Source organism: Micromonospora palomenae, assembly GCF_007829925.1.
GTDB classification, from domain to species: Bacteria; Actinomycetota; Actinomycetes; order Mycobacteriales; family Micromonosporaceae; genus Micromonospora; species Micromonospora purpureochromogenes.
Genome location: NZ_VIXA01000002.1, coordinates 1,165,117 through 1,183,515 on the forward strand (window position 1 = coordinate 1,165,117; position 18,399 = coordinate 1,183,515).

18 protein-coding genes, 2 tRNA genes and 4 pseudogenes are annotated in these 18,399 nt (G+C 70.4%); 13 read left to right on the forward strand and 11 right to left on the reverse strand.

Annotated elements, in window-relative coordinates; genetic code table 11:
- Nucleotides 1-32: 32 nt before the first annotated feature.
- Nucleotides 33-830, forward strand: coding sequence for an MBL fold metallo-hydrolase (locus FHX75_RS16560; protein ID WP_154940974.1), 798 nt, complete (start codon nt 33-35; stop codon nt 828-830).
- A gap of 73 nt (nt 831-903) precedes the next feature.
- On the opposite strand, the gene FHX75_RS16565 is transcribed toward FHX75_RS16560, so the two are convergent.
- The 5 genes and pseudogenes from FHX75_RS16565 to FHX75_RS30815 all read right to left on the reverse strand — a co-directional run bounded on the left by FHX75_RS16565 (nt 904) and on the right by FHX75_RS30815 (nt 3,581).
- Nucleotides 904-1,323, reverse strand: a complete 420-nt coding sequence (locus FHX75_RS16565; RefSeq protein WP_154940985.1) for a CBS domain-containing protein — start codon at nt 1,321-1,323, stop codon at nt 904-906.
- An 82-nt stretch (nt 1,324-1,405) separates the two neighbouring features.
- Nucleotides 1,406-2,353 (reverse strand): annotated as a pseudogene (locus FHX75_RS16570) (L-threonylcarbamoyladenylate synthase); the annotation flags it as partial.
- A 73-nt stretch (nt 2,354-2,426) separates the two neighbouring features.
- Nucleotides 2,427-2,699: a hypothetical protein gene (locus FHX75_RS16575; protein ID WP_154940987.1), complete on the reverse strand. Its 273-nt coding sequence runs from the start codon at nt 2,697-2,699 to the stop codon at nt 2,427-2,429.
- 253 nt (nt 2,700-2,952) lie between these two features.
- Nucleotides 2,953-3,411 (reverse strand): ArsI/CadI family heavy metal resistance metalloenzyme, encoded by a 459-nt coding sequence (locus FHX75_RS16580; protein ID WP_154940989.1) that lies wholly within the window; start codon nt 3,409-3,411, stop codon nt 2,953-2,955.
- 20 nt (nt 3,412-3,431) lie between these two features.
- Nucleotides 3,432-3,581 carry a hypothetical protein gene (locus FHX75_RS30815; protein ID WP_170285384.1) on the reverse strand — a complete coding sequence of 50 codons (150 nt, stop codon included), beginning with the start codon at nt 3,579-3,581 and terminating at the stop codon, nt 3,432-3,434.
- Between the two features lie 143 nt (nt 3,582-3,724).
- On the opposite strand from FHX75_RS30815, the gene FHX75_RS16585 reads away from it, so the two are divergent.
- The 6 genes and pseudogenes from FHX75_RS16585 (at nt 3,725) to FHX75_RS16610 (ending at nt 7,237) form a co-directional block, all read left to right on the forward strand.
- Nucleotides 3,725-4,036, forward strand: coding sequence for an ArsR/SmtB family transcription factor (locus FHX75_RS16585; RefSeq protein ID WP_342798926.1), 312 nt, complete (start codon nt 3,725-3,727; stop codon nt 4,034-4,036).
- Nucleotides 4,033-4,740, forward strand: a pseudogene (locus FHX75_RS16590) (aquaporin); the annotation flags it as partial. The gene FHX75_RS16585 and the pseudogene FHX75_RS16590, both read left to right, overlap by 4 nt.
- A 47-nt stretch (nt 4,741-4,787) precedes the next feature.
- Nucleotides 4,788-5,261 carry a GNAT family N-acetyltransferase gene (locus FHX75_RS16595; RefSeq protein WP_154942000.1) on the forward strand — a complete coding sequence of 158 codons (474 nt, stop codon included), beginning with the start codon at nt 4,788-4,790 and terminating at the stop codon, nt 5,259-5,261.
- Between the two features lie 15 nt (nt 5,262-5,276).
- Nucleotides 5,277-5,574 (forward strand): annotated as a pseudogene (locus FHX75_RS16600) (low molecular weight phosphatase family protein).
- 50 nt (nt 5,575-5,624) lie between these two features.
- The gene (locus tag FHX75_RS16605) at nt 5,625-6,359 is read left to right on the forward strand and encodes a VOC family protein (protein WP_154940993.1); all 735 of its coding nucleotides are present in this window, start codon (nt 5,625-5,627) and stop codon (nt 6,357-6,359) included.
- A 167-nt stretch (nt 6,360-6,526) separates the two neighbouring features.
- On the forward strand, nt 6,527-7,237 hold the full coding sequence (locus FHX75_RS16610) for a VOC family protein (RefSeq protein WP_154940995.1): 711 nt from the start codon (nt 6,527-6,529) through the stop codon (nt 7,235-7,237).
- On the opposite strand, the gene FHX75_RS16615 is transcribed toward FHX75_RS16610, so the two are convergent.
- Complete coding sequence (locus FHX75_RS16615; protein ID WP_154940997.1) at nt 7,234-8,031, reverse strand: inositol monophosphatase family protein; 798 nt, start codon at nt 8,029-8,031, stop codon at nt 7,234-7,236. The genes FHX75_RS16610 and FHX75_RS16615 overlap by 4 nt on opposite strands.
- A gap of 9 nt (nt 8,032-8,040) precedes the next feature.
- Between FHX75_RS16615 and FHX75_RS31995 the strand changes: the two are divergent.
- The 6 genes and pseudogenes from FHX75_RS31995 to FHX75_RS16645 all read left to right on the forward strand — a co-directional run.
- Nucleotides 8,041-8,181 (forward strand): annotated as a pseudogene (locus FHX75_RS31995) (class I SAM-dependent methyltransferase); the annotation flags it as partial.
- A 9-nt stretch (nt 8,182-8,190) separates the two neighbouring features.
- Complete coding sequence (locus FHX75_RS31685) at nt 8,191-8,481, forward strand: hypothetical protein (protein ID WP_246158381.1); 291 nt, start codon at nt 8,191-8,193, stop codon at nt 8,479-8,481.
- A gap of 179 nt (nt 8,482-8,660) precedes the next feature.
- Nucleotides 8,661-9,833: an LPXTG cell wall anchor domain-containing protein gene (locus tag FHX75_RS16625; RefSeq protein ID WP_170285386.1), complete on the forward strand. Its 1,173-nt coding sequence runs from the start codon at nt 8,661-8,663 to the stop codon at nt 9,831-9,833.
- Nucleotides 9,834-10,420: 587 nt separating this feature from the next.
- Nucleotides 10,421-10,813 carry a low temperature requirement protein A gene (locus FHX75_RS16635; RefSeq protein ID WP_281290824.1) on the forward strand — a complete coding sequence of 131 codons (393 nt, stop codon included), beginning with the start codon at nt 10,421-10,423 and terminating at the stop codon, nt 10,811-10,813.
- Between the two features lie 236 nt (nt 10,814-11,049).
- The gene (locus tag FHX75_RS16640) at nt 11,050-13,209 is read left to right on the forward strand and encodes an amylo-alpha-1,6-glucosidase (protein WP_246158129.1); all 2,160 of its coding nucleotides are present in this window, start codon (nt 11,050-11,052) and stop codon (nt 13,207-13,209) included.
- A gap of 779 nt (nt 13,210-13,988) precedes the next feature.
- On the forward strand, nt 13,989-14,309 hold the full coding sequence (locus tag FHX75_RS16645) for a tyrosine-type recombinase/integrase (protein WP_246158131.1): 321 nt from the start codon (nt 13,989-13,991) through the stop codon (nt 14,307-14,309).
- A 15-nt stretch (nt 14,310-14,324) separates the two neighbouring features.
- Here the strand turns inward: FHX75_RS16645 and FHX75_RS16650 are convergent.
- The 5 genes from FHX75_RS16650 to gyrA all read right to left on the reverse strand — a co-directional run bounded on the left by FHX75_RS16650 (nt 14,325) and on the right by gyrA (nt 18,395).
- A tRNA-Ala gene (locus FHX75_RS16650) sits at nt 14,325-14,400 on the reverse strand.
- A 43-nt stretch (nt 14,401-14,443) separates the two neighbouring features.
- Nucleotides 14,444-14,572 carry a DLW-39 family protein gene (locus FHX75_RS31260; protein WP_211364483.1) on the reverse strand — a complete coding sequence of 43 codons (129 nt, stop codon included), beginning with the start codon at nt 14,570-14,572 and terminating at the stop codon, nt 14,444-14,446.
- 42 nt (nt 14,573-14,614) lie between these two features.
- Nucleotides 14,615-14,688, reverse strand: a tRNA-Ile gene (locus FHX75_RS16655).
- A 298-nt stretch (nt 14,689-14,986) separates the two neighbouring features.
- The gene (locus tag FHX75_RS16660) at nt 14,987-15,871 is read right to left on the reverse strand and encodes a DUF3566 domain-containing protein (RefSeq protein ID WP_154941003.1); all 885 of its coding nucleotides are present in this window, start codon (nt 15,869-15,871) and stop codon (nt 14,987-14,989) included.
- A 4-nt stretch (nt 15,872-15,875) separates the two neighbouring features.
- On the reverse strand, nt 15,876-18,395 hold the full coding sequence (gyrA, locus tag FHX75_RS16665; RefSeq protein ID WP_154941005.1) for a DNA gyrase subunit A: 2,520 nt from the start codon (nt 18,393-18,395) through the stop codon (nt 15,876-15,878).
- Nucleotides 18,396-18,399 lie beyond the last annotated feature (4 nt).

Here is an 18,399-nt window from a genome sequence, read left to right on the forward strand (position 1 = left end):
CCCGGGTACGGCCGGGGGTGGAGGTGGGACGCGTGGAGACGGACCAGCCGAACGTGACGTTCATCGGCACCGCGACGACGGTGCTCCGGATCGGGGGCTTCACCCTGTTGACCGATCCGAACTTCCTGCACCGGGGCCAGCGGGCGTACCTGGGCAAGGGTCTGTGGTCCCGCCGCAGCACCGAGCCGGCGCTGACCATCCCCGAACTGCCCGCCCTGGACGCGGTGGTCCTGTCCCACCTGCACGGCGACCACTTCGACCGGGTGGCCCGCAAGGGGCTCGACCGCGAGCTGCCGATCATCACCACTCCGGCGGCCGAACGGAAGCTGCGCAAGTGGGGATTCCGGGCGGCCGAGGGGCTGCCCACCTGGCGGTCACGGGAGTTCAGTCGGGGGTCCAGCATCCTGCGGCTGACCTCGTTGCCCGGCCAGCACGGCCCGGGGGCGCTGGACCGGCTGCTGCCCGACGTGATGGGCACGATGATCGACCTGGACCGGGACGGGACGCGCCAGTTCCGCCTCTACGTCACCGGGGACACCCTGCGCCGCCCGCAGCTCGCCGAGATCCCGCAGCGCTTCCCGGACATCGACGCCATGCTGATCCACCTGGGCGGCACCCGGATCGCCGGCATCCTGCTCACCATGGACGCGAAGCAGGGCGCAGACCTGGTCGAGCTGATCCGACCGAAGCTGACCGTGCCGATCCACTACGACGACTACCCGCTGTTCCGCTCGCCGCTACGGCACTTCGTCGAAGAGGCGAAGCGGCGCGGGCTCGTCTCGGGGGTGCGCACCATCCTTCGTGGCGAGACCGTGCCGCTGACCGGCTGAGCGAGGGTTTCCGTACACCGATCGCCGCCGTCCGGCATGGAGCCGGAGGGCGGCGATCGATGATGGGACGGGATCAGGAACGCTCGGAGATGGCCTCGATCAGGTCGCCCACCGGGCGCTCGGGCAGCGACCGGGCCACGTCGGCCACCGCCACGATCCCGACGAGCTCGTGCCCGTCGATCACCGGCAGCCGGCGCACCTTGTGCTGGCCCATCGTGCGCAGGATCTCCGCGGCGTCGTCGTCGGCGCCGATGGTCACCGCCTCGCCCTGGGCCAGCTCGCCGGCCGTCACGTTGGCCGGGTCCTTGCCCTGCGCGAGAACCTTCACCACGATGTCGCGGTCGGTGAGCATGCCCTTCAGCTTGTTGTCGTCGCCGCAGATCGGCAGCGAGCCGACGCCCAGCTCGGCCATCCGCTTGGCGGCGGCCCGCAGGTCGTCCTGCTCACGGACGCAGGTCACGTCGTTGGTCATGATGTCGCGTGCGGTCGGCATGGGACACCTCGCTTTCCGGGGGTTGGTAACTGAATCGGTACCCCCGGTCCGCGGGACCATGCATCCGAGCGTCAGCCGGGTCCCAGGTGGCGGCGGCGCGCCGCAACCGGTCGTTGATCGCGCGGCCCACCCCGGTGTCGGGCGCCGCCTCGGCCAGGATCTCGGTCACCCCGGCCGCGTCCAGCCGGTGCAGGGCGTCGAAGAGCCGGGCGGCGGCCTCGGTCACGTCCCCGGCGGGCGAGAGCACCTCGACCGCCGCGTACCCGTCAGCCGGCCGCTCCCGGAAGGCCAGGAAACCGCGCCGGCCGCCGTCGGCCGGCGCCGGCTGCGCCCCCGCCACCACTCGCAACGGGGTACGCGGCGCGTAGTGCGCGGCCAGCGTCCCCGGCGCCACCGGCTGCCCGGAACTGCCCGGCCGTACGCTCACCGGCCCGACCGCCTCGACCAGCTCCTCCAGGGCGAGCGCACCGAGCCGCAGCACCACCGGCTGCGCGCCGCGCGCGTCGACGATGGTCGACTCGATCCCGCACCGGGTCGGTCCGCCGTCGAGCACCACGTCCACCGCCGCGCCGAGACCCTTGACCACGTGCTCGGCCCGGGTCGGGCTGAGCTGCCCGAACCGGTTCGCGCTCGGCGCCGCCACCGGCACCCCGGCGGCGCGGATCAGGGCGCGGGCGGAGGGCTCGTCCGGCACCCGGACGGCCATGGTGTCCAGCCCCGAGGTGACGATCGGCGGAATCTCGGCCGGCCGGTCCACGAGCAGCGTGAGCGGCCCCGGCCAGAACCGCTCGGCCAGCGCGGCCACCGCCGGGGGCACCGGCCCGACGAGCTTCTCCAGGTCGGGGGCGTCGGCCAGGTGGGTGATCAGCGGGTCGAAGCTGGGCCGGGCCTTGGCCTCGAAGATCCGGGCGGCGGCCCGGGCGTCCAGGGCGTTCGCGCCGAGGCCGTAGACGGTCTCGGTCGGGAAGGCCACCAGCCCGCCGTCGCGCAGGACGGCGGCGGCCTCGGCGATGCCGCTGTCGGCGGGCAGGACGCGTGGGGATCCGGTGCTCACGCCCCGACGCTAGCCTGCCGACGTACCGGTGCTCCGGTCGGCCGCGCGATCACCCGCCCTCGGCCCGGCAGGTCCCGCCCCGGAACTCCACTCCCGGCACGTCGTCGAGGATGCGGCTGATGTCGGCGACCGACCCGAGGGCACGGGCCGGGTCGCCGCGCAGTTCCGCGACCGCCGAGTCCAGGTCGTCCTCCTCCCGCGACCAGTCGATGTCGGCCGCGCGGAGCTGGGCCACCGCGTGTGCGGTCAGGGCGGCGAGGTCGGTGACCGACACCGCCACCCGGCAGTACAGCTGGAGGACCTGCGGCGTGGGGTCGCTCATCGACCGTTGCGTGAGCGACGGACCGCCCAGACCCCACCCACGATCGCCGCCGCGGTCGGCAGGAGCACACAGATCATCAGAACCAGCAGATGCCACGGCTTGATAGCGCCCATGGCGCAGAGGATAGGCAGCGCCTGCCACCGCCCGCTGTCCCGACCGACGAAGGCCGACAGGCTTGGCTGTACGGGGATCCGTACAGCCAAACCTCGTCGTTCCTGCCGCACGGGTTTGGTGGGGCAGGCGGCCGCGACGGTCAGCAGCAGCTTGCGGCGGCTCCGCTGGTGGCGGGCTCCTTCTCGGCGGCCGGCGTGCAGCAGGCGCTTGCGGTCGCCTTCTCCAACTGCGGGGAGTCGGCCTTGACGGTGTAGACCTCCCACGGCTCGTTGCCCGGTCCGCGTACCCAGACCTTGTCCTGGAGGGCGTAGCAGCACTCCGTGCTGTTCTCCTCCAGCGTGATGAGGCCGGCGTCGGTGAGGCGCCTGGTCGCCGCGCTGACCTCGTCGGTGCTGAACACCTCCACCCCGAGGTGGTCCATGACGGTGGGCTGGTCGGGCTCGCCTTCGAGCAGGACGAGCTTCAGCGGCGGGTTCTCGATGGCGAAGTTGGCGTAGCCGGGACGACGCTTCGCCGGCTCGACGCCGAACAGCTTGGAGTAGAAGGCGACGGAGCCTCCGAGGTCGGAAACGCGCAGGGCGAGCTGGACGCGGGACATGATTCTCCTCCTGGGACGGGTCAGCGGATGTGCTGGTGGATCAGTGCGGTGGTGCGGGTGCGCTCGTAGCGGGCGTCGGTTCGGCAGTCCGCGGTGCAGACCTGCCCACACGAGTCGCAGAACGTCACCCCGTGGGCGGCGGTGTGCCGGCGGCGCAACAGCTTGACCATCGCTTCGTCCTTGTCTAGACGATTTTCGAAGCAGGGACCCCACTGTTGCACCTTGTTTTGAAGTCTGTCAACCTAGAGGCATGTCGAAATAAGCGCTGCCGGTGGTGGACCTGCAAGCGGTGGCCTGCTGCCCTCCGATCGCCGTGAGTCCGCTGGACCCCGCGCAGGCGGAGGTCGTCGCGCCGATGTTCAAGGCCCTGGGTGACCCGGTCCGGCTGCGACTGATGTCGATGATCGCCTCGGTGCCGGAGATCTGCGTCTGCGACCTGACCCCCGCGTTCGACCTGTCCGGGCCGACCATCTCCCACCACCTCAAGGTGCTGCGCGAGGCGGGCCTGGTCGACTCGGAGCGGCGCGGCACCTGGGTCTGGTACCGGGTCAAGGCGGAGGCGTTCCGCCAGCTCGGCCTGCTCCTGGACATCCCCGCCCGGCCCGCCGTCGAGGCCGGCGCGTGAACCTCGCCCTTCCCCGCCGGGCCGCTGCCGAGTTCGCCGGCACCGCGCTTCTCGTCGCCGCCGTCGTCGGCTCCGGGATCGCCGCCGCCCGTCTCTCCCCGGACGATGTCGGCCTCCAGCTGCTGGAGAACGCGATCGCCACCGCCCTGGCACTGGGCGCGCTGATCCTGACCTTCGGGCCGGTGTCGGGCGCACACTTCAACCCGGTCGTCTCCGCCGTCGACTGGTGGCTCGGGCGACGCGCCGGCACCGGCCTGACCCCCCGGGACCTCGCTGCCTACACCGGAGCCCAGGTCACCGGGGCGATCGCCGGGGCGATCCTGGCCGACCTCATGTTCGGGCTGCCCGCCGTGACCTTCTCCGGCACCGCCCGGACCGGCGGGAACCTGTGGCTGGCCGAGGTCGTGGCCACCGCCGGCCTGGTCGTCCTGATCTTCGCCCTCGCCCGCAGCGGCCGCTCCGCCGCCGCGCCCGCAGCCGTGGGCGCCTACATCGGCGCGGCGTACTGGTTCACCTCGTCGACCTCGTTCGCCAACCCGGCGGTCACCATCGGGCGTGCCTTCACCGACACGTTCGCCGGCATCATGCCGACATCCGTGCCCGGCTTCGTCGCCGCCCAGCTCGCCGGCGGCCTGCTCGCCGTCGCCGCGCTCGCCCTCTGGTACCCCGACAGTGGGGACGCGGCCGACGCCGTCGTCGTCCCCCGGCTCGGCGAGGAGGAGAACCGGTGAACGGGATCAGGATCGCCGCAATGGGCGAGGAGCACGCCGAAGCCGTGCTCGACATCTACCGGCTCGGCATCGCCACCGGCGACGCCACCTTCGAGACCGAGCCACCGACCTGGGAGAGGTTCACCGCCACCCGGATGCCGGACCAGCGCTGGGTCGCCGTCGACCAGACCGGCCGAGTGGTCGGCTGGATCGCCTGCTCGGCGGTCTCCGACCGGTGCGTGTACGCCGGAGTGGTCGAACACTCCGTCTACGTCCACCCCGACGCCCGCGGGCGAGGAGTCGGACGCCTGCTGCTCGACGCCCTGGTCACCTCCACCGAGCAGGCCGGGATCTGGACCATCCAGTCCGGCATCTTCCCCGAGAACACCGCCAGCCTGGCCCTGCACACCGCCCGCGGCTTCCGCGTCGTCGGTACCCGCGAGCGCATCGGCCGCCACCACGGCACCTGGCGGGACGTCACCCTCATCGAACGCCGCAGCCCCACCATCAACTGACAGGAAGACCCACTGATGAGCGACAAGCCCAGCGTTCTGTTCGTCTGCGTCCACAACGCCGGCCGATCCCAGATGGCCGCCGGATGGCTGCGCCACCTCGCCGGAGACACCGTCGAGGGACACCGCCGAAGCCAGCGACGTCATCATCACCATGGGCTGCGGTGACGCCTGCCCCGTCTTCCCCGGCAAGCGCTACGAGGACTGGAAGCTCACCGACCCGGCCGGGCAGCCCATCGAGGTCGTACGCCAGGTCCGCGACGAGATCAGGAGTCGGGTCGTCGAACTGCTCGCCAGCATCGAGCGGGACCGCTAGCGATACCCGGGGGCACCACCGCCGACTCGGCAGGCCCTAGCATCGTCGGCATGGCAACGCGGCTCGTTCAGATCAACATGAAGGCTCGCGACGACTCCGCGCTGGGCGGTTTCTGGGCGAAGGCGCTCGGCTGGGGAGTCTCCAGCGAGGGACCCGGCGTGACCAACCTCGAACCCGAGGGCTTCGTCTACCCCGACCCCGTCGCTGTCTGCCTCGACCTCATCGTCTCCCCGGAACCCAAGACGGTGAAGAACCGCGTGCACGTCGACCTCGCCACCACCTCGGCGGCCCATCAGGCGGAGGTGGTGGCGCGCCTGAAGGATCTCGGCGCAACACCCGCCGACGTAGGTCAGGGCGACGTCCCATGGACGGTCATGGCCGACCCAGAGGGCAACGAGTTCTGCGTGCTGGACCCCCGACCGCTCTACCGAGACACCGGACCGATCGCCGCGGTAGTGGTCGACTGCGCGGATCCGCGAGCCATGGCCCGCTTCTGGGGCCAGGCCATGGACTGGACCCTGCACGAGGTGACCGACCACAACGCGGTGCTGCGCTCCGCCAAGGGCGTCGGCCCATATCTGCAGTTCCTGCGCACACCCGACGTGAAGACCGTGTGGAACCGCGTCCACCTCGACGTCCGCCCATACCCAGGTGACGACCTGGAGGCCGAGGCTGCCAGACTGCGGACTCTCGGCGCCACCGCCATCGACCTAGAAAGCGATGTCCCGTGGACGGTCCTCGCCGACCCGGAAGGCAACGAGTTCTGCCTCCTCGCCCCAGGCTGACCCAAACCCTCGATCCACCACGCCACCATCATGTACACGCGCGTGCATCCGTCGGCTGACGTGGGTGTTGAGGTTGTCCCGGACCAGCACGATCGGCACCGCCACTCTCGCACCGACCTCTCCGAAACCGTCTTGTTGTCCTGCGGGCCCGTGTCTACCGTGCAGTGATGCTCTCGCGAATGCTGACGGTGACCTTCGATGCGCACGACCCGGCTCGCCTGGCGCAGTTCTGGGCCGGCCTGCTCGGCCGGGAGGTCGTCGAGGACGCCGGTGGCGCGCTCCTGCCTGGTGACGACACCCAGCTCAGCCTCCGGTTCGCCCCCGGCGGCGCGGAAAAGGTGGGGCCGAACCGCCGCATGCACCTTCACCTGACCAGCGCCAGCCGCGCCGACCAGCAGCACACGGTGGCGACGGCGCTGGGGCTCGGCGCCAGCCACCTCGACGTCGGGCAGCGCCCCGAGGAGGGGCACATCGTCCTGGCCGACCCCGAGGGCAACGAGTTCTGCGTGATCGAGCCGGGCAATGCCTTCCTCGCCGGGTGTGGCTTGCTCGGGGAACTCGCCTGCGACGGCACCCGGGAGGTCGGCCTGTTCTGGAGCGAGGCGCTGGGGTGGCCGCTGGTGTGGGACCAGGACCAGGAGACCGCGATCCAGTCACCGCACGGCGGCACAAAGGTCGCGTGGGGCGGGCCGCCCGTGGCCCCGAAAGAGGTGAGGAACCGGCAGGGCTTCGAAATCGCCCCGGCCGGTGACGACCAGCAGGCGGAGGTCGACCGGCTGGTCTCCCTCGGGGCCACTCGGCTCGAGGTCGGTGAGGACGGCGCCGTCGTGCTGGCTGATCCCGACGGCAACGAGTTCTGCGTGAGAGGGAGCTTCTAGCTTCGGTTGCCGATCATCGACATCAGCAGCCCGTGGGTCTCGGCGTCGCCGGCCACCACCAGCCCGCGGCCTGCGCGACCGATCGGGGCGCCGTCGATTCCGGTGACGACGCAGCCGGCGGCCCGGCACAAAGCGATGCCGGCGGCGAAATGCACGCTCTCGGCCAGGTCACCGCCATCGGTGACGTATGCGGCGCGCTTGCCGGCCGCGACCCAGGCCAAGGCCAGCGTTGTGGACACGACCCGCGGCCGGAACCGTTCGACGAACCCAGGGTGCGCCAGCAGGTCCACGGCCCGGAATCCGGGCGCGCTCGGAAACGGCGGATCCAGGTTGACGTCCACCAGTTGGGTGGCGGGCGTGGGCGTCAGCTGCGCATCGGCACCGTCATGTCGCACCCAGGCGGACTCACCGTCAGTGAAGAAGACCTCGCCGCTGAACGGGTCGGCCACCGCCGCTGCCCCATGGCGCAGCGCCACGTTGACGGCCACCAGCATGTTGCCGACGGCGTAGTTCAGCGTGCCGCACAGGGGGTCCACCAACCACTGGCGCACGACGTCGGCCGCGCCCCGCTGCCCGCCTTCCTCGCCGAGCACCGCGTCATCGGGCCGAGCAGCACGGATGACATCGAGGATCGCCTGCTCAGCCTCCACATCGACGGCGGTGGCGAAATCCCCGGCGCCTTTGTCGATGCGGGTGAGCCGCTGGCCGTACATGTTGCGCACCACGTCCGCGCCGGCACGTGCCGCAGCTACCGCAACCCCGGCATCGTCAAGGCTCGCGTACGAGTCGATCATGCCCGCACCATATCGGGGCGAAGCTGCGGCGATCCGCTACCGTTCCCCGACGCCTCGTTCGACGATGCCATCGCCTGCCTCGTCCTTCACTACCTAGAGGACTGGACGGCACCACTCGCCGAGTTGCGACGCGTCCTCGTACCCGGCGGCCGACTCATCGTGGCCGTCAACCATCCCTTCGTCTACCACCTGATCAGGCCCGAAGGCGACTACTTCGCCACCGAACAGTGGACCGACGAGTACACCTTCAACGGCCAGCCCGCCGTGCTGACGTACTGGCACCGGCCAATGCACGCAATAGCCAACGAGTTCACCGCAGCCGGCTTCCGGATCGCCGTCGTGAGCGAACCACCTCCCGCGCCCGGTGCCCGCGAGGCGTTTCCCGACCTCGTGACCTCCCCCTCGGGGTACATCCTGTGCTTCCTGTTCTTCGTCCTCGAGGCTGCGTAGTGCGACAGCACGCAACGACCGGGCGCACGTAGCCTGATACGGCACTGGTCGCGCCCCCGACACGGGTCACGCGGGGGATACCGAACCCGGCCGGGTGCCGATAGTGTCCACGGATCGCACCGCCCGTTCATCCGGAGGGCTCCGTCATGAGGTTCGGACTTCCGTGGCTGCCCCGAACGGTGGCCACCGTGCTGCTTCTTCTCGGAGGGGTCGGCGTGCCCGCCGCGTCCGCCTCGGCGGCGCCGGCGGGGGCGGACCTCACTGTCGACCTGGCCGGCGCGACGATTCCGCTGGGGGTCACGAAGAAGACGCTTCACCTGAAGATCAGCAACCGGGGCGACGCGACCCCGACCCGGGTCGTCGTCCGGGTCGACGCGTCGGAGCTGGATAGGTTCGATTTCAGGATCATGCTCTGGCCGACCGGCGGGCCGCGTGACTGCGACGGCGATGTCTCCGGCTGGTACTGCGACCTGCTGCCGGATCAGCTTCCGGGGCCGGGCGAGACGGTGGAGCTTCCCATCCTCGCCACCGTCCAGACCGGAGAGCCCCTCGCGGGCCGGATCAAGGTGACGGTCGAGGTCAAGCCGGTCGACACGAATCCGGCCGACAATACGAAGTGGTTCCCGATCCAGGTGGTGGATCACCCCGAAGCCGACCTTTCGGTGGTCGCGCCGGACGTGACGCAGTCGGTGCGGATCGCTGCCGACGGCAGCCTCGCATCCACCGGCACGTTGAATCCGGGCGAGACGGGCGCGGTGCGCTACACGATCGCCAACCAGGGGCGGAAGCCGGTCGATGGCGTCAAGGTCGAACTGCGCGTGCCCACGGGCGCGACGTTCACCAGGCCGCCGGATGAATGCGTCCTCAGTGACGCCGGGCGTGCGGCGGTCTGCACCTACGACCGACTGGCCCTCGTTCCTGTCGACCAGGACACCGACCCGAACGACCAGCTCCACTCCGCCGTCGAGCTGTACCACCTGGTGACGGTGTCGGCCGCCACGAAGGCGCCGGTCACGTTGCGGAACGGGACCGTCCGGGTCGAGGGCCTGAGCGCCCCGCGGTCGGACCTTTCCGGCCCGGCGCGGAGCGACCTTCCCACGAACGCCGTCGCCGTTCGGGCGGTCGACGTGGACGACAGCGACAACCAGGACGGGTTCGCGGTCGTGGTGGCCGCGAACAGCAGCGGCGGAGGTAGTGGCGGCAGCCCCGGTGACGGTGGTGGCGCTGGTGGTGGCGGCAGCTTGCCGATCACCGGGTCCCAGGCCGGGCTGACCGCCGGGGCCGGCCTCGCCATGCTGGTGGGTGGCGGTGTGCTGCTGCTCCTGACCCGACGACGCCGGGCCATCCGGTGACCCTCGACGGGTGACCGGTGTCGGCGGTTGCAGCTGGCCCTCCAGGATCCCGACCGCCGAGCCGACGATCCCGAGGGCCGCGAGGAGCGCAGGGCGTTCCGTGGTGGGGCGGGCGGGACTCGAACCTGCCGGCGCGGGCTCGTCAGGCTGCCTCGGCCATCGATCGCGTGCTGGGCGAGGAGGGGAGGGCGCGACCGCTTTGGCTGCACGGATCGCTGTGCTCGCGACCGAGGTCAACCAAGAAAGTGCTGGTGGAGCCCAGGGGACTCGAACCCCTAACCCCTGCCTTGCAAAGGCGGCTCGATGCAGTCGACGCTCACCGATCAGGGTCGGCGAGTGGCATTCGCTTCGTGGACCTCGCTGTTCTGTGCCAGCGGTTATGGGTTGTTGTCGAACGTCTCGCTGACTTCTTGCTGACGGCGGGCCCTGTCGCTGCATCGCGGAGTCAGTGCCGTCGCTGCCACTCGTTGCGGTCGATGAACCAGGTGGGGCTGGCGCGCCGTGGCCCGTAGACGGCCGGGCTCACGGACGGGAAGTTCTTCGATGACGCGCACATACGATCGAGTACTTGATCAAAATCCGCGGCCATCGGTTCGGCGCCGGAACCGGGCCGCCTCGGCCGATCCACGTCGTACAGCCTCCTGGTCATGATGGCCGGGATCGTCGCCACCGCGGTCGGCCGCGAACTCGTCATCGACCACCCGTTCGACCATGCGGAGCCGGCCTGGCTCGGCGTCATCCTCGGCGGACCCGCGCTGTTCCTGATCGGGCGTTCCCTGTTCGAGTACGTGGAGTTCAGCCGGGTGTCCCGATCGCGGCTGATCGGGCTGCTCGCGCTGGTCGCCGGGGCACCGGCGCTGGCCGCCGCACCGCCGCTCGGGGCCGCCATCGCCGCTGCCGCCGTCCTGGTCCTGATCGCCGGCGCCGACGCGGCACGGGCCCGGGGCCGCCCGCCAGAACCGCCGTCGCCAGCTCACTGACCGCCGGTTGGCCGGAACATCGGGCGATGCGTCCCCGGTTCCGGCCGGTCGCGCGGTTCCGGCAGGCGCTCGGACCCGACGGCGGCCTGGCCTCGCGGGGACACGGTCGCGCTGTTGCGGTCGGCGGCCGCCGATCGGATCTTGGCCGACGAACCCGCCGGAACCGGCTCGGTCGGCCATCACGTCTCGTACGGTGAAGATTGGTGGGCTCCGAAATGCGCTGGGGGGAGGGTGCCGTGGAGAGCACGTCGAAGCGGGCGACGCCCGCGGATCCGTTGCCCGGGATCACGGTCGACGTACGGACGGCCGGCCAGGAAGTGGCCACGCTCCCACCGGGGCTCGGCCCAGACGCGATCGGCGTGCTCGACGGCCGGACGTTCATGTACTCCGATGCGTCGGGCGACGTCCCGCCGGGTTCGATCGGCGGCCTGCTGGTCGAGGACACCCGGCATCTCAACCGGTGGCTGCTCACGATCAACGGCCAGCGGTTGGTCACCTTGGGTTCGGCGGTGACCGACTACTACTCCGCCGACTTCTTTCTGACCAACCCCGGCCACCCGAAGCTTCCCGCGAACGCGATAGACGTAAGGCGGCGCCGTATCGTCGGTCGGAACGGGCTGCACGAACGGATCGACATCACGTCGTTCGCCGCCAGGCCGGCCCGGGTCGAGCTGCGATTGCAGGTCGGGACCGACTTCGCCGACCTGCTGGAGATCAGGGGCAGCGGGGTACGCGACCGGTCCGCGAAGATCACCCGCGAGCACGTCGCGGATGGATCACGGCTGCAGTTCTGCTACGCCAACGATGGGTTCACCGCGGACACGGTGGTGCACGCCCGCCCGCCCGCAACCCGGGTTGACGGTGACGACCTCGTCTGGGATCTCGACCTGCACCGCGGTGAACGGCAGCGGGTCGACCTGCACGTGCCGCTGGCGCTCGGGCCGATGGATCTGCCGTCCGTGCACGTCCGCTTCGACGAGGGCGAGCCGCGCGATGACCCGACGAGCCGGTGGCTCGCCGAGCGGCCCAATATCGAAACTGACTCCCAGCTGCTCGCCCGGATGCTGTACAAGGCGTCGGACGACATCCTCGCCTTGCGGGCCAGGGCCAAAATCGGTGGCGAAGAGGTGCTGCTGCCGAGCGCCGGAGTGCCGTGGTTCCTCACCCTCTTCGGCCGGGACGCGCTGATCATGGCGTATCAGACCATCGTCCTGAATCCGTACCTGGCCCGCGGCACCCTGACCGCGCTGGCCCGGTTCCAGGGCACCAAATGCGACGACTTCACCGACGAGGAACCGGGCAAGATCCTCCACGAGGTCCGCGGCGGGGAATTGACCCGACTGGGCGAAAAGCCGTACGGCCCGTACTACGGCACCGCCGACGCCACCCAGCTGTGGCTGATCCTGCTGTCGGAGTACTGGCGGTGGACCGGCGACGACGAGTTCGTCCGTTCCCTCCGGGACCACGCGATCGCCGCACTGAACTGGATCGACCGGTACGGCGACCGCGACGGCGACGGGTACGTCGAGTACGCCACCCGCTCGTCGGAAGGGCTCGGCAACCAGTGCTGGCGCGACTCCTGGGACGGGATCCAGTTCGCCGACGCCGAACTCCCCGTCCTGCCGATCGCGACCTGCGAGATCCAGGGCTACACGTACGACGCGAAGCTGCGGCTCGCCGAACTGGCCGCCGGACCGCTCGCCGACCCCGCGCTCGCGGCCCGGCTGCGCAAGGAAGCCCGGCAGCTGTTCGAGCGGTTCAACCGCGACTTCTGGATCGATGGGCGCGGCGGCTACTACGCCGTCGGTCTCGACGGCGACAAACGCCGGATCGACTCGATGACCTCGAGCATGGGCCACCTGCTCTGGAGCGGCATCGTGCCGGACGACCGCGCACCGATCGTGGCCCGGCAACTCATGTCCGAGTCAATGTTCTCCGGCTGGGGCATCCGCACCCTGTCCACAGATGACAGCGGCTACAACCCGATCGGCTACCACAGCGGCACGGTGTGGCCGCACGAAACGTCGCTGATCGCCGCCGGGCTTACCCGGTACGGCTTCCGCACGGAGGTGAACCAGCTGGCGCTCGCGATGCTCGACGCCGCCGCAGCCTTCGACTTCCGACTGCCCGAGACGTTCGCAGGCCATTCACGTACCCACGGAAGGTTCCCGGTGCCGTACCCAACTCCGTGCAGCCCGCAGGCGTGGGCGACCGGCGCGCCGGCGCTGATGATGCGGGCGATGCTCGCTGCCGAGGCGCGCAACGGTGAACTCGTAGTAGATCCTTGCCTGCCCGACGAGATCGGCCGGGTACTGATCACCCGGCTACACGCCTTCGGCAAGCGCTGGAACATCGAAGCCATCGGCACCATCGGCCACGTACGGCTGACGACCTGACCTGCCGGAGACGCCGGCACCGCGACCGCTGATCGTGATCAACGGTTTGCCACCGGCCAGCCCAGCTGAACCTGTCGCTGGCCCGGGTCGACCCGGAGGCGCCCACCGGGTTGATCCCACCCTCCATCCCCAGTAATTGAGCGCTCCTGGCCATCCCGTGTGCCGTCGACCCGCCGTCCAGGGGAGTGGGCCGCCGCCCGGCCCGCCACAACGGGCGGACCGCGCCGGCTCGTACGGACGCTGGCGGGTCGAGCGGCGGTCTGCTCGGCTCGCCCGGGTCGATGACAGGCGGGATGGCTCCCCTTCCGCAACCACCGCCGGACCCGGCGGCTGCCGACGGTCTTCGGCCATCCTGGAGCCGGAGCGCCCCCGCCGGAGGCGCAGTAACCGCAACCCCGCACGGCCCGCCAGCTCGCCGACGCGGCCGGCGTGGGCTCCCCTACGCCGCGCGGGCTCTTGGCCGCGTGGCCCGGCCGGCTGCCGGCCCACCACCCCACCGGTCAACGGTCGTATCGTTCTGCGGCGGCCCTCCGGGCTCCGGGCTCCCCGCTCTCCGCGCCAGCCGCCGGGCGTGTTGCGTGGCCGGAGCGGAGCGACAGCGGAGAGCAGGCCGCGCGCCCTGGCGGCGGCGCGTGCGGCCCGTTGCGGGCCGCCTTGATGTTGCGTAGCAACTTCCGGCGTCAGGTCTGGCGCCCGTCCCTTGTCCGGGCGGGGCTTCTCGGCCAAGTGACCGAGTTCGGGCCGTTCAAGTTCCGCGCGAGCTGGCCGACCGCGACGGCGTGGAATGGTCGGCGGAGTTCACCACCGAGCGGGAAGCGGTTGACTGCGTGGCGACCAAGGCCACCGGTGGACTCCGGTTCCATGACCTGCGGCACTGCTACGCGACGTGGTTAGTGTCCGGTGGAGTCCCTGTCAACGTCGTCCAGGCGGTGATGGGCCATGAGCAGGCGTCGACCACGCTTAACCGCTACACGCACACTCCGGCGGATTTTCACGAGTCGGTGCGCCGGGTCTTCGACGGTTCTGCTGACGATCCGCTGACTGACGAAGAAGATCCTCAATCTGACGGGAAGCCGATGAAGGATGAAGACAGCCCGTGACCAGGGTGGATGGTGTGGTGGAGCCCAGGGGACTTGAACCCCTAACCCCTGCCTTGCAAAGGCAGTGCTCTGCCAGTTGAGCTAGGGCCCCGAGGGCGGTCGGAGCCGCCTTGTGCTGGCCGGTGCCAGCGGGATCAGCGCAGGTCGGGCGCGGTGGTGGCCTCGTGCCAGAGTGCGCGCTCGTCGTTGGAAGCCTTGACCTTCTTGGCGACCAGGGCGGCCACGCCGACGACGCCGACCAGGACCAGAAGCTTCTTGAACATGGGGCGACCCCTCGCGCTCGACTAGCCGTCGGAACGGTGCGGTGGGGCTAGCTGGAATCGAACCAGCGACCTCAGAGTTATCAGCTCTGCGCTCTAACCGACTGAGCTATAGCCCCGCGTGGCGACGAGCAAGGTTAACCCATCGCCACGTCCGGCCCCAAATCGGGGTGGCCGTGGCGCCCGTCCCACTCGTGACCGTACCCGCATCGGCGACGAGCAGGCGACCGCTTTCCCCCGGGCGGTCCCGCGCCGAGATCAACTCCGTTTGCGGCGTGTCGCGGTGTCAGCTCGCCGTGACACCACGACACGCCGCAACCCGTGTGCCGAGCATCGACGCCGGGCGGGCGCGTGAAGGGGGCCGGACACGGCGACGCCGGGGCAGCCGCGTTGGCGGTGCCCCGGCGTCGTCGGGTGTCAGTCGCGCTCGGCGAGCGTCAGCTCGATCCCGCCGACCAGGTCGGCGCAGACGTTGTAGACGAACGCGCCGAGGGTGGCGAGCGCCGTGAACAGGACGACGTTGACCAGGCCGATCAGCGCCGAGCTGAGGATCACGCCCCTGGCGGTGATCTGGAACCCGCCGGAGCTCTGCCCGCCGGCGTTGACCAGGTCGGTGAGGCTGTCGTTGACGCTCTGGAAGACGCCCATCGCGTCCAGGGCCAGGTAGAGCACGGAGGTGGCGACGACCACCACGATGAAGAGCACCACCGAGACGGCGAAGGCGAACTTCATCACGGACCACGGGTCGATCCGCTTGAGGTTCAGCCGGGCCCGGCGCGGTCCGCGGGACGCGGCCGAGCTGACCGAGGTACGCGCGGCGCGTACCGCGTCACCCACACGCGCGGCCCCGACGGCCGCCGCTCCGCTGATGCCCGGCGGCAGGCCGCCGCCGTTGGCGGGGCGGGCGGTGCCGGCCGGACGGGCGCCGTCGGGCGACGGCCTGGTCGGGCCGCCCACCTTCGGCTGGGTGCCGGTGCTGGACGGGGACGTGGCGGTGCCCGCCTTGATCGGCTGCGTGGTGGTAGCCGGCGCGACCGGGGCGCTGACCGGCGCGGCCGCGGAGGTCGGCGCGTCGCCCGGTGTCTCGGCCTTCTCGCTCGCCCCCGAGTCCTCCCCGGGCTTGTCCGGCGGCGGTGCCATGCCGGGGGCCCGGGTGAACTTCGGGGCAGGCGCGTCGGCGGGGACGGTCGCCCGGCCCACGGCGGCGCGGCCGGCCGCCGATGTGCCGCTAGTGGCGGCCTCTTCGTCGACCGGGGTGGCCGAGGTCCCCTTGTTCCCCGACTTCGCCTGTGTCTCCGTCATTCAACTAGTCCTGTTCGTCAGGCTCGTCGGCATTGCGAGCAATCGCCACGATAGTTACGCCGTCCGGGAGGTCCATCAGCTTGACCCCCATTGTGTTCCGGTCACGCGTACGGCGTACAGGCTTCACCGGAGTCCGGATGACGCCGCCGTTGCTCGTGATCGCGAACAGCTCGTCCTCCGGGTCGATCACGACGGCGCCGACCAGACCACCGCGTCGCTCGGTGATCTTCGCAGTCAGCACGCCCTTACCTCCCCGACCCTGGACCGGGTATTCCTCGATCGGGGTACGTTTCGCGTATCCCCCGTTCGTGGCCACCAGAACGTCCAGACCCTCCCGAACCACCTCCATGGCCAGGAGCACGTCGTCGTCGGTGAAGCGCATGCCGATCACGCCCGTGGTCGCCCGCCCCATCGGCCGCAGCGCCTCGTCGGAGGCGTTGAACCGGATCGCCTGCGCCTTCTTCGACACCATCAGCAGGTCGTCGGAGGGCGCGACGAGGGCAGCACCGACCAGCTCGTCCTCATCGCGCAGGTTGATCGCGATGATGCCGCCGGAACGGGGGGAGTCGAACTCCTCGAGCCGCGTCTTCTTCACCAGGCCGTTCTTCGTGGCCAGTACCAGGTAGGGAGCCACCTGGTAGTTCGGGATTTCGATGATCTGCGCGATCTGCTCGTCCGGTTGGAAGGCGAGCAGGTTGGCCACGTGCTGGCCCTTGGCCACCCTACTGGCTTCCGGCAGCTCGTACGCCTTGGCCCGGTAGACGCGGCCCTTGTTCGTGAAGAACAGGATCCAGTCGTGGGTGGAGCATACGAAAAAGTGGCTGACGATGTCGTCCTGCCGCAGCGTCGCGCCGCTGACGCCCTTGCCGCCGCGCCGCTGCGACCGGTACAGGTCGACCTTGGTGCGCTTGGCGTACCCGGTGCGGGTGATCGTGACCACCACGTCCTCGCGGGCGATCAGGTCCTCCATGGAGACCTCGCCGTCGAACGGCACGATCTTGGTACGCCGCTCGTCGCCCCACTTCGCGACGATCTCGCCGAGCTCCTCCGAGACGATTCTGCGCTGCCGCTCCGGCTTGGCGAGGATGTCCTTGAGGTCGGCGATCTCGATCTCGAGCTTGGTGAGGTCGTCGATGATCCGCTGCCGCTCCAGGGCGGCCAGGCGGCGCAGCTGCATGTCCAGGATCGCGGTCGCCTGGATCTCGTCGATCTCCAGCAGCCGGATCAGGCCCTGCCGGGCGTCGTCCACCGTGGGCGAGCGCCGGATCAGGGCGATCACCTCGTCGAGGGCGTCCAGCGCCTTGGCCAGACCGCGCAGGATGTGCGCCCGCTCCTCGGCCTTGCGCAGCCGGAACGCGGTCCGCCGGCGGATCACGTCGATCTGGTGCTCGACGTAGTAGCGGAGGAACTGGGCCAGGTTCAGCGTGCGCGGCACCCCGTCGACCAGGGCCAGCATGTTGGCGCCGAAGGTCTCCTGGAGCTGGGTGTGCTTGTAGAGGTTGTTCAGCACCACCTTGGCGACCGCGTCGCGCTTGAGCACGAGCACGATCCGCATGCCGGTACGCCCGGAGGACTCGTCACGGATGTCGGCGATGCCGGCGAGCTTGCCCTCCTTGATCAGCTCGGCGATCCGCTCGGCCAGGTTGTCCGGGTTCACCTGGTAGGGCAGCTCGCTGACCACCAGGCAGGGACGGCCGCGCTTGTCCTCCTCGACCTCCACCACGGCGCGCATCCGGATCGAGCCGCGCCCGGTCCGGTACGCGTCCTGGATCGCGGCCTGGCCGACGATCAGGCCGTAGGTGGGGAAGTCGGGGCCCTTGACGATCTCCAGCAGCGCTTCGAGGGTGGTCGCCTCGTCCTCGTCCGGGTTCTCCAGGCACCACTGCACCGCCGCGCCGATCTCGCGCAGGTTGTGCGGCGGGATCTTGGTGGCCATGCCGACCGCGATGCCCTCGGAGCCGTTGACCAGCAGGTTGGGGATCCGCGACGGCAGGATGGTGGGCTCCTTGGCCCGGCCGTCGTAGTTGTCCTGCAGGTCGACGGTGTCCTCGTCGATGTCCCGCAGCATCTCCATGGCCAGCGGGTCGAGCTTGCACTCGGTGTACCGCATGGCGGCGGCCGGGTCGTTGCCCGGGGAGCCGAAGTTGCCGTTGCCGTCCACCAGCGGGTACCGCAGCGACCAGGGCTGCGCCATCCGGACCAGCGCGTCGTAGATCGCCGAGTCGCCGTGCGGGTGGAACTGACCCATCACGTCACCGACGACGCGGGAGCACTTCACGTAGCCGCGGTCCGGCCGGTAGCCGGAGTCGAACATGGCGTAAAGGATCTTGCGGTGGACCGGCTTGAGCCCGTCCCGGACGTCCGGCAGGGCCCGCCCGACGATGACGCTCATCGCGTAGTCGAGGTACGAGCGCTGCATCTCGACCTCGAGGCCGACCGGCTCGATCCGGTCGTGCGCCACGACGGCCGCGGTTGTCTCCGGGATCTCCGGCTCGTTCGGGGTGGACTCGGGAGTATCGGTCACTGTT

Coding starts and splice junctions, on each gene's coding strand:
- FHX75_RS30815 (WP_170285384.1), bottom strand. CDS start 3,581: ATGGTCAAGCTGTTGCGCCGCCGGCACACCGCCGCCCACGGGGTGACG.
- FHX75_RS16565 (WP_154940985.1), bottom strand. CDS start 1,323: ATGCCGACCGCACGCGACATCATGACCAACGACGTGACCTGCGTCCGT.
- FHX75_RS31260 (WP_211364483.1), bottom strand. CDS start 14,572: ATGTTCAAGAAGCTTCTGGTCCTGGTCGGCGTCGTCGGCGTGGCCGCC.
- FHX75_RS16575 (WP_154940987.1), bottom strand. CDS start 2,699: ATGAGCGACCCCACGCCGCAGGTCCTCCAGCTGTACTGCCGGGTGGCG.
- FHX75_RS16595 (WP_154942000.1), top strand. CDS start 4,788: ATGGGCGAGGAGCACGCCGAAGCCGTGCTCGACATCTACCGGCTCGGC.
- FHX75_RS16605 (WP_154940993.1), top strand. CDS start 5,625: ATGGCAACGCGGCTCGTTCAGATCAACATGAAGGCTCGCGACGACTCC.
- FHX75_RS16580 (WP_154940989.1), bottom strand. CDS start 3,411: ATGTCCCGCGTCCAGCTCGCCCTGCGCGTTTCCGACCTCGGAGGCTCC.
- FHX75_RS16660 (WP_154941003.1), bottom strand. CDS start 15,871: ATGACGGAGACACAGGCGAAGTCGGGGAACAAGGGGACCTCGGCCACC.
- FHX75_RS16610 (WP_154940995.1), top strand. CDS start 6,527: ATGCTCTCGCGAATGCTGACGGTGACCTTCGATGCGCACGACCCGGCT.
- FHX75_RS16615 (WP_154940997.1), bottom strand. CDS start 8,031: ATGATCGACTCGTACGCGAGCCTTGACGATGCCGGGGTTGCGGTAGCT.